This window comes from Acinetobacter baretiae (genome assembly GCF_015627105.1).
GTDB classification, from domain to species: Bacteria; Pseudomonadota; Gammaproteobacteria; order Pseudomonadales; family Moraxellaceae; genus Acinetobacter; species Acinetobacter baretiae.
In genome coordinates this window covers 1-16,270 of record NZ_VTDM01000008.1, presented here as the reverse complement: position 1 = coordinate 16,270, position 16,270 = coordinate 1, and the positions used below count along the sequence as shown (strand labels likewise).

Genomic DNA, 16,270 nt, shown 5'->3' with positions numbered 1-16,270 from the left:
ACCTCATCATAAAAAATGCCCACAAGGTGTGAGCATTTTTGAGTGTTATTTTAATGTTAACGAATTAAGTCGTCACATTTAATGTAACATCAATATTACCACGTGTTGCATTTGAATATGGGCATACAATATGTGCTGCTTGAACCAATTTAGTGGCTTCTTCTTCACCCATACCCGGTAAAGAGACATTTAATGTTACTTGAATGGCAAAACCTGTTGGAACAGGGCCAATTCCGACTTCACCAGCCACAGATACATCTTTTGAGATATTTAATTTATCACGGCCTGCAACAAACTTCATTGCTCCAAGAAAACATGCTGAATAACCTGCTGCAAATAATTGTTCTGGGTTGGTCACATCATTACCACCTGCGCCACCCATTTCTTTAGGTACACCCAGTTTTACATCTAAAGCGCCGTTATCTGAAGTTGCTCGTCCGTCACGACCACCTGTTGCTACAGCTTTTGCAGTATAAACCACTTTTTCTAATGACATTTTTATGCTCCAATATTTAATTATCTTGCAACTTTATCGTACACGATGTATTTAAGATGTCAATACAGCCTATACAATAAATCTCGACCTACTTAATTAGCCTATCACGTAAATCGTTTAATTGGTGTTTAATATCTAGGATAGTTTGTAACGTATATTCACTTTCACACTGAATTTTTTCAGGGATATTTTCTGCCAATGCTTTTAAATCTGCACCTGTTTGGGTAAGCGTAATAATCACTTGCCTTTCATCTTGTGCAGAACGCTTACGTGCAATAAATCCTAACCCTTCTAAACGCTTCAACATAGGTGTTAAAGTCGAAGACTCTAAGAACAGCCTTTTACCAATATCTGACACTGTTGCTTGTTTTTTTTCCCACAAAACCAACATTACTAAGTACTGCGAGTACGTCAATCCTAATGGCTGTAAAAGTTTACGGTACTTTTGATTAAACGATAAATTAGCAGAATACACAGCAAAACAAAGTTGGTTCTCGAGTTTCAGAAGTTCATCTTTTTCCAGCATGTATCACTCACAATTGATCAATCTATTTGAACATTATAGCATTTTTATATAAAAAATTAAGATGTAGGTAATCTATCTCACTCAATGTAAACAAAAAAAGCCCACCGAAGTGAGCTTTTTTTTATTTCAAATTAAACGCTGTAATACATATCAAATTCAACTGGATGTACGGTTGTATTTAAACGACGTACTTCTTCTGTTTTTAATTCAATAAATGCATCTATTGTATCTTTAGTAAATACTCCACCTTTTAGCAAGAACTCATGGTCTGCAGCCAAAGCTTCAAGTGCCATATCTAAACTATGAGCCACTGTTGGAATTTTAGCTTCTTCTTCTGGTGGTAAGTCATATAAGTTTTTATCAGCAGGGCCACCTGGGTGGATTTTATTTTGGATACCGTCAAGGCCCGCCATAAGTAATGCTGCAAATGATAAGTATGGGTTAGCTGTAGGATCTGGGAAACGCGCTTCAATACGTTTGCCTTTCGGGCTAGAAACATAGGGAATACGAATTGATGCAGAACGGTTACATGCAGAATACGCAAGCATGATTGGTGCTTCAAAATGCGGAACTAAACGCTTATACGAGTTCGTTGAAGGGTTAGTTAATGCATTTAATGCACGTGCATGCTTAATTATACCGCCAATGAAATACAGTGCCATTTCTGACAATCCTGCATACTCATCACCTGCAAATAAGTTTTTGCCATCTTTTGCAATTGAGATATGTACATGCATGCCCGAACCATTGTCACCTACCATTGGTTTTGGCATAAATGTTGCTGTTTTTGCATATTGGTGCGCAACATTGTGAATCGCATATTTAAACTGCTGTACTTCATCTGCTTTTTTAACCAATGTGTTGAAGCTTACCCCAATCTCTAACTGGCAAGATGCAACTTCATGGTGATGTACTTCTACACGACCAGGTCCCATGATTTCTTCGATTTTTGCACACATTTCTGCACGCATATCATGATGAGAATCTACAGGTGGTACAGGGAAATAACCACCTTTTACACGAGGGCGATGGCCTGAGTTACCTGCGTCATAGTCTTTACCTGTAGACCATGCTGCTTCTTCTGCATAAATTGTATGACGTGCACCAGACATATCAATGTCCCATTTCACTTCATCAAATACAAAAAACTCTGGTTCTGGGCCAAAAAATGCCGTGTCACCAATTCCTGTAGATTTTAAATATTCTTCTGCACGGCGTGCGATTGAACGAGGATCACGTTCGTAACCTTGTCCAGTTGCTGGCTCAATAACATCACAAGTAACAACAACAGTTGGTTCAGCAAAGAATGGATCAATAAAAGCACTGTTGGCATCTGGGCGTAAAATCATGTCTGATGCTTCAATGCCTTTCCAACCTGCAATTGAAGAACCATCAAACATTTTACCATCTTCAAAATTATCTTCATCAACTGAATCAGATGGATACGTGACATGTTGCTCTTTACCTTTTGTATCGGTAAAGCGAAAATCAACCCATTTAGCACCGCTTTCTTTGATTAGTTCAAGAACCTTGTTTGACATGCTCTTTGCTCCATTTAACATATTTTATTGCACTTGCGAAGTGCATGTTGGTTGTTACCCCCTAGAAAAGCAACTCTCATGCCAACTTAGACAATCGAGGCTAAGGTGTTGATAACAAGAAAATACATTATCACTTTTTTCTATTTTTATATACAAAATTACAAATGATTATTTATCTAACGCACCAAAAATAAACATTGATACATATTTACTCTATTAATTGCCTTTTTCTTTAAAAAAATGCACAAACTAAGTGCACAAACATCTCAATAATCAATATTTGAACTAATTTTAATCCAATAAAATGATAAAAAATAAAAAAATACGATGAAAGACCATTTAAATACGCAAAACCCTCTCTTCTTTTCACTTAAACAGGAATATTTCGCACCAAAAAAATACATCATCACAAGTCATGATAATTTCTCAGGTGCCATACGTCTACTTAAGGCACCACCATTTTTTTTATTGGTTGCAATGTATCGAACAAACTCAAATCATCGGCCAAACATTAAACCTATTGATATCATCAGACAACAACACTTAAAAAATAGAATTGTCTTTGATTCTATCTAAGTCAAATGTGGTTAAAAATGAAAGTCTGTCCTCATGATGAATTGTCAAAAACTGAATCATTCATCTGAACTAAGTAATTCATTACACTATTTTTTATCAATAAAACGATGTCTGATTTTCAGATTCAATGGAGTTGAATAATATTTTTCAATCACCCAACTTAAAGTAAATACAAGAATAAAATATGCCACCAGTAGGATTGTTTTTTCATACGGTAAAGTGACTTTAGGCATATAGATCACTTTAAACATACCTAAAATCACCAAATGAAATAAATATATTTCATAACTACGTTGTCCAATCCATATCAAAACTTTAAACAACACGACACTATCTTTTTCTTGATGTTGTGGTTTAGACCAACAAAGAATCAACATTGCAGTCAAAAGGGCAAATACGCTCATCGACCATGTACTGACCTCTTTAATTGGTGCATAGAGATATAACGCAACCATCAACACAATCAATACGATTGGTGTCATACGGGACAAAGAAGGCATGCTTTTATATGGTGTATATAAAGCGGTTAAACACCCCATCGCTATGGCATCAAAACTAGAGAAATAGTGATAAAGATACGCTTCATTGTCTTGAGCAAAATGTAAAGAACGAAAATAAGGTGCATACATTATCACAGCACATAAAACTAAAATTAACCCCTTACCACGCCCTAAAACCAAATAAAGGAGAGGAAAAACAAGATAAAATACCTCTTCAACAGACAATGACCAAAGCACCCCTAACGCGTAATTCACCCAGCCATTTTCAATAATTAAAATATTCATCCAAAAAGTAAGCGCAGATAAAATTGTCATGCCATAAGACACCTCAATATGGCGAGGCGCATGATTCATAAAAGCACTCAAACCAAACAGCTTTAAAGCAGTCACCATCACAATGAGTAAAATTAAACATGGAAAAATTCTAGCGATTCTTCGAATATAAAAATTTTTTAGATCAATGCTTTTACAAGAATTTTCTTTTCGCAACAGATGCTGAGTAATTAAAAAACCAGATATGACAAAGAATATAGTGACCCCATAATTGCCATTTCGAGCCACCAACGTAGTTAAATTTTCTCCAAAGATTTGAACATTAAAAAAGGTGTCATCGAGTTTATAAGGAATATTAAAATGATGAATGAGAACCAAAAGTATCGAAAATCCACGCAAAATATCAATGTTATAATTACGCATAAGCAATCAAGTAAATTTTAAAGAAAAAAAGGGAATATTTAGGAGGGCAATAGCCTTGGTGGTTCCACCCCCAAAACAATGCCCATCGTGTAATAGATCAATTAAATCTGTTTATAGCGATCGCTAAGATGTCAGATGAATCGCTTAAATTGCCACAAAGCGACAAAATAATGTTAAATTAAACTTCGCATTGTAAATTTTTTGGGTAATAGTTTGAGTAACTCACCCCATCATATTTAAATAAATCATTATTTTTCAAAAGGTTGGATACAAAATGCTTTTAATGATTGATAATTACGATAGCTTCACCTATAACATCGTCCAATACTTTGGCGAGTTAAATCAAGAGGTTAAAGTTGTTCGCAATGACCAAGTATCATTACAAGACATTGAATCATGGCAACCTAAATACCTTGTGATTGGTCCTGGGCCTTGCTCCCCGACACAAGCAGGTATTTCATTAGATGCAATTCAACACTTTGCAGGTAAAATTCCGATCTTAGGCGTTTGTCTAGGGCACCAAAGTATTGGCCAAGCCTTTGGCGGCGAAGTGGTGCGTGCAAAAACAGTCATGCATGGGCGTTTATCTGAAATGTATCACCACGATGTTGGGATTTTCAGTCATCTACCCTCACCTTTTACTGCAACACGTTACCACTCATTGGTGATTGATCAAAACAGTTTACCTAAGTGTCTAGAAGTGACTTGTTGGACTGAAAATACAGATGGTTCAATCGAGGAAATTATGGGTGTACGCCACAAGACACTGCCAATCGAAGGCGTGCAATTTCACCCAGAATCTATTTTGAGCCAACACGGCCATGACGTTTTTAAGAATTTTTTAGAGATTTATAAATAAGCACAATGAACATTCAACAAGCACTCAACCACATCACCAAACAGATTCACCTGACCGATATACAAATGACCGCAGTCATGCGTACGATTATGCAAGGTCAAGCAACAGATGCACAAATCGGTGCTTTACTCATGGGGCTTCGTCTAAAAGGCGAAACCATTGAAGAAATTACCGCTGCCGCTCGGGTTATGCGAGAGCTTGCGATTCCAGTCGATACCACCCATGTAGAACATTTGGTTGATATTGTTGGTACTGGTGGTGATGGTCAAAATTTATTTAATGTATCAACCGCATCAAGTTTTGTTATTGCAGCTGCAGGTGCACATGTTGCAAAACATGGCAATCGCGGAGTATCTAGTTCTTCGGGCTCTTCTGACCTACTTGAACAAGCAGGCATACAGCTAGATTTAAATATTCAGCAAACCGAGCGCTGTATTCGTGAAATGGGAATTGGATTTTTATTTGCACCCAATCATCACCAAGCCATGAAATATGCCATTAAAGCCCGTAAAGATTTAGGGATACGCACTATTTTCAACTTACTTGGCCCACTCACCAATCCAGCAGGTGTAAAACGACTTGTGGTTGGTGTGTTTTCCAAAGAGTTATGTCTACCACTGGCTGAAGTGTTAAAACAACTTGGGGCTGAACATGTAATGGTTGTGCACTCACAAGATGGGCTTGATGAGGTGAGTCTTGCTACATCTACACATGTTGCTGAATTACGTGAAGGTCAAATTTGGGAATGGTCTATATGTCCTGAAGATGTTCAAATCACCTCTCAAACACTGACAGGCCTGAGCATTGAAAACTCTGCACAAAGCCTAAAATTAATTCAAAATGCGCTTGGACGCAAAAAATCAGACCTCGGTCATAAAGCTGCACAAATGATTGCATTAAATGCAGGTGCTGGAATTTATGTTTCAGGCTTAGCGAACAGTTATGCTCAAGGGGTCGCTTTTGCACAAGATATTATTGATGGTGGCCAAGCACTAGAAAAGATGAGTGTTTTTGCTGAGTTTACCAAAAACTTAAAAATGGTTTAAACATTACAGTTGAGTACAGACATGACCAATATCAAAAACACAATCTTAGGTACAATCATTGACCGCAAAGTCGAAGAACTCACTGTACGACAGCAACGTCATAGCCTCTATGACCTAGAACAATTGGCGCAACAAGCCAGTCCTGTACGTGGTTTTGCCCATGCTCTATTACATAAAAAACCAGGTGTAATTGCGGAGATAAAAAAAGCCTCTCCCTCTAAAGGTATTATTCGTCAAAATTTTAACCCTGCTGAAATAGCACAACAGTATGAGCATGCAGGTGCGGCATGTTTATCTGTCCTTACAGACATTGATTTTTTTCAAGGTGCAGATGAAAATGTACACATTGCACGTCAACACTGCCATTTACCCGCACTAAGAAAAGACTTTTTGATTGACCCATATAACGTTGTAGAATCTAGAGCAATTGATGCTGACTGTATTTTGCTTATTGTTGCCTGTTTATCCAATCAGCAACTTGAAGAAATGTCTAAAACTGCATTTGAGTATGGTTTAGATGTCCTTGTTGAAGTTCATAATGAAATCGAGCTTGAACGTGCACTAATGTTAGATGAACGCTGTCTACTTGGGGTAAATAACCGAGATTTAAAAACCTTTAATGTCGATCTATCACACTCCATTCGACTTAAAAACATGTTACCTCAACATCGCATGTTAATTACAGAAAGTGGAATCGCAACACCACAAGATGTCGCATTAATGCAAGAACATCATATTAACCACTTTTTAGTCGGTGAAAGTTTTATGAAACATGCTGCACCAGACCAAGCATTTTTTGAGTTATTTGGTCAACCAAAATCCATGTAACCGTAAATATGCCGCAATTATGAAGAAGATGGTCGTTTAAATACTGCCATCTTTTTTCATTGTTATACACGATCTCTCGTCCATCTTATTTTATGGTGACTGAACACATGAGCAAACAAGATAGTTTCTTATCTAAAGAGCAAGAAAAGCTACTTAAAGCATTTCGAAAACAAATAAGTCCCATGCAACACGCAGACCACAAAGCCCAAGTATCCAACATGTCCACTGAACAAGCCCATGTTCAAAATGATGATGATTTATTTAAAAAAGCCATGCAAGGTGTCGAAAAATTTGCACACAGCAATCATGTTGCTCCTGTTAAAGTGCAGAAAAAAAAGCTCGATGCTCAGTTACTTGCTAAACGTGCTGCGGCTGAGGGTGCGCATGAGCATGACACAACTGCCATGTCTGACACACAAGCTATACTTAATCCTGTTGGAAGCCAACAAAGCTTAAGTTATCGCACAACAACGTTACAGCACAAAGTATTTGACGAGCTTAAAACAGGAAAACTTCGTTGGTTTGAAGCTGTAGACTTGCATGGTTGTACAGTTGAACAAGCTCGAACTGCGGTATTAGATATTATTCAAATGGCAAAAACTGAAAATCAAACAGTGATTAAAATTGTACATGGTAAAGGGCCTGAAGCGATCTTAAAAACGTATGTGAACGGTTGGCTCAGACAACACCAAGATGTTCTTGCATTTGTCAGTGCACCAGAAAATCAAGGTGGTACAGGAGCAGTACTGGTTTTACTCAAACGCCGTGTACCAATAAAAAACGAGAAAGCCTAAAGCTTTTTTAAGATTGAAGCATGCGCTTATAGAATTTTCTGTTACAATGTCGCCCTTGCTTAATCTGTGTAAGTGAACACCTGTTATGTCTATGCAGCAATCCTACCAACATATACTCCAAACCATTGGTGAAGATTTAGAACGCCCAGGGCTGAAAGACACGCCTATACGTGCGGCAAGAGCATTCTCTTATCTAACTTCAGGCTACGAAAAAAGTCTTGAAGAAGTCACCAATAGTGCTGTTTTTCCCTCAGACAATCGAGAGATGGTCTTGGTGAAAAATATTGAATTTTATTCATTATGCGAACATCATTTATTGCCATTTTATGGCCGTGTGCATATCGCGTACTTACCTGAAGGCAACGTATTAGGGTTGTCTAAATTTGCACGTATTACAGAAATGTTTGCTCGACGACTACAAATCCAAGAAAATTTAACCCAACAAATTGCTGAAGCCGTAGAAAGTGTCACTCAAGCTCGTGGTGTTGCTGTGGTCATTGACTCTGCACATATGTGTATGATGATGCGTGGTGTTGGAAAACAAAATTCAACAACTCGTACAGTTTCTTTTTTAGGTGATTTTAAATCCAATACCGATGCTCGCCGAGAGTTTTTAAGTGCAGTCCCTGAAAGCTACTAATTTATTTTAAAATAAAAACTTAAAAAGATAAGTCCTGTACTTATCTTTTTTTATGCCCAATAAATTGTTCACGCATGTACCAATGACCATTTTTTTGACGCTGTCCTAACAATACCAACACCGACACAAAACTTAACAATAACAACAAATACCACGAACCAATTTTACCCAACCACACCAAACGCCAGCCATCAGCTTGATTGGGGTATACCCAAATATCATAAAAAGTACTAATATTTTCAGCAATCCAAATTATAAAAGCAAAAAAGATTAATACAGGCAAAAGAGGTAACTTCATCGTATAGTGTTGTACGTTAAACCATATTTTGGTTCGCCAAAAAATGAGAATGCTCCAAACAAATAAAAGACTGCGAATATCTACAATAAAAAACTTACTCATAAAATTTATAAATGCCAAAACTGCCAGTGCACTCATATTGCCTAAATGAGGTAATTTTTCAAAACAAACTGAAAATAGGCGTATTAATCTAACAAAAAAACTTCCCACCGCAGAGTACATAAACCCTGCAAATAAAGGAACGGTCAGTATTTTAAGTATAGCAGGTTCAGGATACTGCCAAGAACCAATATGTGGTGCCGTTAAAACTAACTCCATGCACATCGCCATGAGATGAAAGAGCGCAATGACTTTAACTTCATTTAAAGATTCTAGCTTAAAATACAGCATTAAAATCTGAATGAGCACTGCACAAAAAAACAGATAATCATAGCGGTAGAACCCCCAATAAGATTGATCTGTCATTAATGAAGTAATTGCAAAAATAATTAAAAGCAAAATACCAAAAAGCGCAGCCGAAATCAGACGCTGCGCTATCAAAAAAGTAAACGAAAAAATGTGATTCATTTAACCAAGATACTTAGCACTGTATTCATGTACGGTATCTACAAATATTTTAGGCATATCAGGGTTTACCCATTGAGTAATACCATGCCCTAAGTTGGCAATATAACCCGTTTTTTCACCATTTCGATAAGCATCATCTAGCATCGCCTTTACAGCTTTTTCTATACTTTGAGACGAACCATATAATGTTGCAGGATCAAGATTTCCCTGTACGGCTGCACGTCCTGCAATTTGTACTCTTGCTTGATCAAGCTTTGTAGTCCAATCCAACCCATAGGCATCTGCACCAGATTCAAGCATAACATCAAGCCACTGCCCGCCACCTTTAGTAAATAAAATAATCGGGATACGGCGACCATCTTTTTCTCGCTTCAAGCCAGAAACAATTTTAGTCATATAGTTTAAAGAAAAATCTACGTATTCACGGTGTGCCAATGCACCGCCCCAACTATCAAAAATTTGAATCGCTTGTGCACCTGCATCAATTTGCGCATTTAAATAATCAATAACTGAGTCAGCCAAATGATCAAGTAAAGCATGCAGTAGCTCTGGTGTTTTATATAACATGTGCTTGGTGTAGCGATAATCTTTACTTGATCCACCTTCAATCATGTATGTTGCCAGTGTCCATGGACTTCCTGAAAAGCCAATGAGCGGAACCGCCCCCGACAATGCCGAGCGAATAGCCGATACGGCATTCATAACATAATTTAAGTCACGTTTGACATCTAGTTTAGGTAGATTTTGAATATCTTGCTCAGTACGAATAACTTTATTAAATTTAGGCCCTTCACCCGGTTCGAAGTAAAGTCCTAGGCCTAATGCATCTGGAATTGTCAAAATATCTGAAAATAAAATTGCCGCATCAAGTGCATAGCGACGAAGGGGTTGTAGTGTCACTTCACATGCAAATTCTGTATTTTTACACAGTGATAAAAAATCACCTGCTTTTGCTCGAGTTTCACGATATTCAGGTAAATAACGTCCTGCTTGACGCATCATCCAAATGGGCGTGGTATCAACAGGTTCACGCAATAATGCACGTAAAAAACGATCATTTTTTAATTCAGTCATGCCCTTTCCAACGGCTTATTCATTTGCCCCATCATAACAAAAACTCTTTTAATTAGATAATAGAGCCTTACGATGCACAGCATTGTTATTATATATGCACAAAATAATTGATGCATGATATTTTAAACTCTGTAATACTAACTGTGATTTATCACACTATAATTCTAAGGTTTAATCCATGCTCGTTCGTTCAATACTCGCTGTGAGCCTAAGCTATATTATGTGCCAAACAGCATTTGCCGTATCTTCAGAGACTCCTGTAGCAACCACAGATGCAACTGCTGTTGCATCATTACCTGTTGCAGATCCAATCGATCCTTTAGTGCTTGATAATAAAGGCGCCTCTCAGGTCATGGCAGATCAACAAGTATCTAATACAAGTGCATCTGAGGTTCAAATCAGTACTGAAGAGCAAAAACACATAGATAACGTTTCACACACGGCTCAAACTATAGACGCAGGTACAACTGCTGAAAAACAAAATACAACAAAAGCGTTTAATAAATCTGAAAAAGGTACGTGGACAGTTGACGGTTTAAATAACAGTGAATGGTCATCAAGCCTTGGTCGAGGGCAATTTCCTGCTTATGCTCGAGCACAAGTCATGTTAAATAATGCACACGCATCACCGGGTGCAATCGATGGTTCTAGTGGTAAAAACATGCTCAAAGCCATTGCATCATTTCAGCAAATGCAAGGCTTAAAAACCACAGGTGCTTTAGATCAAGAAACATGGGACGCTTTAGTTACCGCACAAGATAAACCTGCTTTTCAAGAATATACGATTAGCGAAAGTGACCTCAAAGGTCCTTATGCCAAAGAAATTCCACATGACTATGCTTTACAAGCAAAAATGAAAGGCTTGTATTACACTCGAGTCACAGAAATGTTGGGTGAAAAGTTTCATATGGATGAAGGCTTTCTCAAACAACTTAACCCAAAAGCAGATTTCAATAAAATTGGGCAAAAAATTATTGTTACCAATATTCGCAATAATTTATCTGAAGACATTCACTTAATTGTGGCACACAAAGGTGCAAAACAGCTCTACTTATTTAATTCAAAAAATCAAATGGTGGGTTCATTTCCAGCAACCATTGGTAGTTCAGATACACCATCACCAACAGGAACATATAAAGTCACAGGTGTCACACCAAACCCTTGGTATAGCTACTCACCAAGTAACTTCGTACAAGGGAATAACTTAAAGCCACTTTCTTTACCTCCTGGCCCTAATGCACCTGTGGGTAATATTTGGATTGCTTTAAGCAAGCGCTCGTTTGGTATACATGGCACACCAAATCCATCTACAATTTCTAAAACTGCATCACATGGGTGTATTCGTTTAACCAACTGGGATGCCAATGACCTCGGTCGCAAAGTTAAATCAGGTACTGTCGTTAAATTCTTAGAATAATTTTTTCTCGTTAAAGCACCCAATTTAGGGTGCTTTTTTATATCCACAACAAAACGCTTATTTGGGGTTTATATGATAAAAAACAAATTTAGTGCGGCAATTTTGAGCACATTATTCGGTGTATGCCTATCTACAACTGCTTTGGCTAAAGCACCGCCTGATTGTACAATTCAACAGTATCAAATGGCCTTAAAGTACCAACAAGGCTCACCTGAAATTCAGGCATTACAACAGCAAAGCTATGCACTCGCCACGTTGCGCATTCAACAATATCTAGAACAACATCCTCAAATCACTAAGCCATTGGCTGTAGTCACAGATTTGGATGAAACTGTACTAGATAATAGTGCTTTACTAGCAAGAGATACGCTTGCTTGCCACGATTGGTCAGGTTGGGACACGTGGTCAGCATGGGAAAAATCAGGAAATCCTACACTGATTGCAGGTAGTTTAGACTTTTTTAATTTTCTAAATGATAAAGGAATTAAAATATTTTATATTTCCGATCGAAGTGATGAAAACAAAGCAGCAACGCTTGCAACATTGCGACAACTTAAATTACCACAAGTCAACGCAGATCAAGTGCTTCTTTTAGGGCCTGCAAAACAAAAACGACGCGATATGGTCACCGCTCAAGGCTATCAAACGATTATGTTGCTTGGTGATACATTACATGACTTTTCTAATGAGTTTAACAGTAAGCAAAGTAAATCTGAAGGTTTAGCAGCCGTAGAAAAAAATAAAGCACATTTTGGGACAGATTGGATTGTATTACCTAATGCAAGCTATGGCAGTTGGCATAAAAATATTTTAGATACATGGAAAGAGCATTAAAAAAAACCACAGCTTGGTATGTGCTGTGGTTTTTCACAACAAAGTCAGTTTATTGAATCTTACTTTGTTGTGCCTTAAACATACCATCAACTAATTTATTAAGCACAACAGGCACAAGTTCATCTGCAACTTGTGCAGCTTGCAAGCCTAATTTTTCACCTAAAGTTGGTTTGCTACGAGTACCAATTAAATAAACATCATGTTGACTAATTAAACTTAACAGTAAACTATCTGAGGTTTTTAATTGATCGACTAAATTGAGTGACAAAGCGTGTTCACCAAACCAATGTTCACCCGTTGCAACCTGTTCAACATTAAGCTGCGGTCTATATTTTTCTACAAACAATTTAAACAACTCATGTGTTTCTTCAAGTTCTTGCTTAAATTTAGTCTTCCCTTCTTCTGTATTTTCACCAAACATGGTCACTGTGCGTTTATATTCACCCGCAGTATATTGTTCAAAATCAATATTTTTATCTTTCAATAATCGATTAAAGTTTGGAATTTGTGCAACAACACCAATCGAACCTAAAATTGCAAATGACGAAGCAATGATTTCATTGGCAACACAGGCCATCATATAGCCTCCGCTGGCTGCCACCTTATCTACACATACAGTAACGTGAAAGTCTGCATCTCTTAAACGAGCCACCTGAGCTGCAGCTAGACCATAACCATGTACCACACCTCCCGGACTTTCTAGACGAATAATAATACGATCTTGCCTTGGCGTTGCCGTTGCAATGATCAGTGTAATTTCTTCTCTAAAATTCGCCACAGCGGAAGCTTGTACATCACCTTTAAAATCTAAAACGAAAATACGTTCTTTACTCTTTTTATTCGCTGATTTTTTTGATTTAAGCAAGCTTAAAAAAGAGAATTTTTGCTCAGGCTTAATCACTTTAATTTTCTTTTTCTGAGTGTCCAAACGCTCATTTAAATGAGTGACATGAATGTCTGCAGGCAGTTTTGGCAACTGAAATAACATATATCCGCCTAATTTTAAATACTATTGATCGTATGTTTAATATGGACTCTTTTACTAAAAAATCAAGCGCTCAGATCATTGTAAATACTGAAATTATACATTTTATATGATATAAACATGATTGAAAAAGTAAAAAAAACCTATGCGATGCATAGGTTTTTTACAAAAATTAAGTTTAAAAAACTGCCAAAAATATCCAATATAATCCACCAGACAAACAAATTGTAACAGGTAACGTCAGCACCCATGCAGATAAAATATTACGAATGGTTGCCCATTGTAGACCAGATTTATTTGCAACCATAGTCCCAGCCACTGCACTATTTAGAACATGGGTTGTCGATACTGGCATACCCAAGCCATCTGCTGCTGCAATTGTTGTCATTGCAACAAGTTCTGCCGACATTCCTTGTCCATACGTCATATGGTTTTTACCAATACGTTCACCAACAGTGACCACAATACGTTTCCAGCCCACCATGGTTCCTAATCCGAGCGCCAAAGCAACAGCAACTTTCACCCATGTTGGAATATATTGTAAAAAGCCATCTAATCCTTTTTGATAAGCTTTGACTGTTTTTTGTTGTTCTGCTGTCCATTCAGGCAATGCTTTTTGCTTATTGAGTGCTTTTAACGTTGCGGTATTTAAATACATTTCATTACGTAGTTGTGCAACAGTATGTTCAGGCACATCTTTTAATGATTGGTATGGTGTTAGTACTTGCCCAACATGTGCTGTCATCACGGCCAAAGCAGGCATAATTTCAGCGGTGACTTGTTTATCTTGAATATAATGTGTCAATACATTTCGAGCAGTATCTACATTAGGCGCAGGTTGTTGTGTTGTAGACATCACCAATGCCGTTTCACTCGATAAATTTTTAAATTGCTGAAGTTGATTACTATCTAGATTTTTATTTAAAGAATATGCCAAAGGTACTAGACCAATCAGAATTAACATAATTAATCCCATGCCCTTTTGACCATCATTAGAACCATGTGCAAAACTTACACCTGTACAGGTAAAAATCAGTAAAGCACGAATAACAGGTGGTGGTGGTTCTGTTCCTTTCGGTGGCTGAAACAATGCAAGTTGCTTTCTTAAAAAAAACTTCACCAGTAAAAATACAATAGCAGCAAAAACAAAACCCACTAAAGGTGAGATCAACAAGGCTTTACCCACCTTCATAACCTGTTCCATATCAACACCACTACTTTGCACATTTGCAGCAGTATTGATCAGGTAATTCATAATCCCGACGCCTAAAATAGAGCCAATCATCGTATGTGAGCTTGATGCGGGAATCCCAAAAAACCACGTACCCAAGTTCCACAGTATGGCTGCAATTAATATTGCAAATACCATTGCAAATCCTGCACCTGTACCTACATTCATAATCATTTCAACAGGTAATAGCGCAATAATTCCGTAAGCAACAGCACCACTTGCCAGTAAAACACCCAAAAAATTACAAAAACCCGCCCACATCACTGCAACAGGTGCAGGTAGTGCATTGGTGTAAATTACTGTTGCAACTGCATTGGCTGTATCATGAAATCCATTCACAAACTCAAAACCTAGTGCAATAAACAAAGCTGTTGAAAGTAAAATGACGGAATACAAACTTAATGGTGGAACGCTTGAAAGATCACTGTGTAACTGAAATCCAATATAAATCAGCGTTGCAATAATGACTGTTAGAAAAACAGGCATAAAAAACTTTGGCGTTGGGACATTTACATTTTTCGACAACTCTGATGATGCCATTGGAGCGGTGCTGTCTTGAGGTGTTTTTTGCTGATTCATACGGCCAAAATAATAGACTCTATAAGATGCGCATATTGTTCACCCTAATTATGACAGTTATATGACAAAAATGACGTGACAATAGGGAGTCTAAGTCTATTTGCTTTTTTTAAAAGCAATAAACGAAAGATATAAAATGAAGATAAATGGTAGAGTACCGTTTTTAGTCAGTTTTTTTTAATTCCATAAATGCCCTAAAATGTTGAATGCTTTCATAAGCTATACAAAAAATATTTCAATATGATTAACGAACATCACTGAATGATTAAATTTTTGCGATATCACACGAATTTAACCAATGTTGAACATCATTAAATGCCAAATAGATACCCTCAAAAGCACATCATCATCAATAAAATGACTATTTTATATATTGGTCATTTTAAAAACCCGATCTTATAATACCTACATGACAATGACTGGGTTTTATTGTTGGTATAAAAAAGGAAATTTGTGTAATACACATCGTTTTTACTCATGTCGATCCATGATTAAACAACTAAATAAAAATAAATACTCACCTTAGTCCCAAATCGAATCTTATACATGCTTTCTTTAACATCGATTTCTTATATGTTTTTGGCTGTATAGTCAAACAATCTAATTACTCATACAGAAATGAAAAAACATCTGAAAGAGTCGATCAATACAATCCTCTTGCCATTCTTTTCTCTTTTTCTTAATCCATGCCCAAGTCTTTTCAATAAAATTCAAATCAGGGCTATAAGGCGGTAACCATAAAATCTGATGCCCATAGTGTTCCAATAACTCCTGTATATCCGA

General features: G+C 37.2%; 16 protein-coding genes. 7 read left to right on the top strand and 9 right to left on the bottom strand.

Annotated features, from left to right (window positions below; genetic code table 11):
• Positions 1-64: 64 nt before the first annotated feature.
• The 4 genes from I2F17_RS03560 to I2F17_RS03545 form a co-directional block, all read right to left on the bottom strand.
• Positions 65-496, bottom strand: coding sequence for an organic hydroperoxide resistance protein (locus I2F17_RS03560; RefSeq protein ID WP_211139104.1), 432 nt, complete (start codon positions 494-496; stop codon positions 65-67).
• An 88-nt stretch (positions 497-584) separates the two neighbouring features.
• Entirely contained in the window at positions 585-1,019 is a 435-nt protein-coding gene (locus I2F17_RS03555) for a MarR family winged helix-turn-helix transcriptional regulator (protein WP_196422887.1), read from the bottom strand.
• A gap of 134 nt (positions 1,020-1,153) precedes the next feature.
• The gene (gene glnA, locus I2F17_RS03550; protein WP_196422870.1) at positions 1,154-2,563 is read right to left on the bottom strand and encodes a type I glutamate--ammonia ligase; all 1,410 of its coding nucleotides are present in this window, start codon (positions 2,561-2,563) and stop codon (positions 1,154-1,156) included.
• Positions 2,564-3,225: 662 nt separating this feature from the next.
• Positions 3,226-4,335 (bottom strand): acyltransferase family protein, encoded by a 1,110-nt coding sequence (locus I2F17_RS03545; protein WP_211139103.1) that lies wholly within the window; start codon positions 4,333-4,335, stop codon positions 3,226-3,228.
• A 274-nt stretch (positions 4,336-4,609) separates the two neighbouring features.
• Between I2F17_RS03545 and I2F17_RS03540 the strand changes: the two genes are divergently transcribed.
• The 5 genes from I2F17_RS03540 (at position 4,610) to folE (ending at position 8,502) form a co-directional block, all read left to right on the top strand.
• The gene (locus I2F17_RS03540) at positions 4,610-5,194 is read left to right on the top strand and encodes an aminodeoxychorismate/anthranilate synthase component II (protein WP_211139102.1); all 585 of its coding nucleotides are present in this window, start codon (positions 4,610-4,612) and stop codon (positions 5,192-5,194) included.
• Positions 5,195-5,199: 5 nt separating this feature from the next.
• Entirely contained in the window at positions 5,200-6,240 is a 1,041-nt protein-coding gene (gene trpD / locus I2F17_RS03535; protein WP_196422867.1) for an anthranilate phosphoribosyltransferase, read from the top strand.
• Between the two features lie 21 nt (positions 6,241-6,261).
• Complete coding sequence (gene trpC / locus I2F17_RS03530) at positions 6,262-7,068, top strand: indole-3-glycerol phosphate synthase TrpC (protein WP_196422866.1); 807 nt, start codon at positions 6,262-6,264, stop codon at positions 7,066-7,068.
• Between the two features lie 107 nt (positions 7,069-7,175).
• A complete protein-coding gene (locus tag I2F17_RS03525; RefSeq protein WP_196422865.1) occupies positions 7,176-7,862 on the top strand; it encodes a Smr/MutS family protein in 687 nt (228 codons plus the stop codon).
• Between the two features lie 91 nt (positions 7,863-7,953).
• On the top strand, positions 7,954-8,502 hold the full coding sequence (folE, locus tag I2F17_RS03520) for a GTP cyclohydrolase I FolE (protein ID WP_196422886.1): 549 nt from the start codon (positions 7,954-7,956) through the stop codon (positions 8,500-8,502).
• A 40-nt stretch (positions 8,503-8,542) separates the two neighbouring features.
• Here folE and I2F17_RS03515 read toward each other — a convergent pair whose 3' ends face one another.
• Together I2F17_RS03515 and hemE are read right to left on the bottom strand one after the other, a co-directional pair.
• Entirely contained in the window at positions 8,543-9,367 is an 825-nt protein-coding gene (locus I2F17_RS03515; protein WP_211139101.1) for a DUF817 family protein, read from the bottom strand.
• The gene (gene hemE, locus I2F17_RS03510) at positions 9,368-10,441 is read right to left on the bottom strand and encodes a uroporphyrinogen decarboxylase (protein WP_211139100.1); all 1,074 of its coding nucleotides are present in this window, start codon (positions 10,439-10,441) and stop codon (positions 9,368-9,370) included. It lies immediately after the preceding gene.
• A gap of 178 nt (positions 10,442-10,619) precedes the next feature.
• On the opposite strand from hemE, the gene I2F17_RS03505 reads away from it, so the two are divergent.
• Positions 10,620-11,858: a L,D-transpeptidase family protein gene (locus I2F17_RS03505; RefSeq protein ID WP_196422862.1), complete on the top strand. Its 1,239-nt coding sequence runs from the start codon at positions 10,620-10,622 to the stop codon at positions 11,856-11,858.
• 72 nt (positions 11,859-11,930) lie between these two features.
• A complete protein-coding gene (locus I2F17_RS03500) occupies positions 11,931-12,692 on the top strand; it encodes a 5'-nucleotidase, lipoprotein e(P4) family (protein WP_211139099.1) in 762 nt (253 codons plus the stop codon).
• Between the two features lie 49 nt (positions 12,693-12,741).
• Here the strand turns inward: I2F17_RS03500 and sohB are convergent, their stop codons facing one another.
• From sohB to I2F17_RS12680, 3 genes are all read right to left on the bottom strand, one after another.
• Positions 12,742-13,680 (bottom strand): protease SohB, encoded by a 939-nt coding sequence (sohB, locus tag I2F17_RS03495; RefSeq protein ID WP_196422860.1) that lies wholly within the window; start codon positions 13,678-13,680, stop codon positions 12,742-12,744.
• 175 nt (positions 13,681-13,855) lie between these two features.
• Entirely contained in the window at positions 13,856-15,487 is a 1,632-nt protein-coding gene (locus I2F17_RS03490) for an inorganic phosphate transporter (protein ID WP_196422859.1), read from the bottom strand.
• A 600-nt stretch (positions 15,488-16,087) separates the two neighbouring features.
• Positions 16,088-16,270: transposase (locus tag I2F17_RS12680; RefSeq protein WP_211139098.1), on the bottom strand; the 183-nt coding region annotated here is incomplete at its 5' end.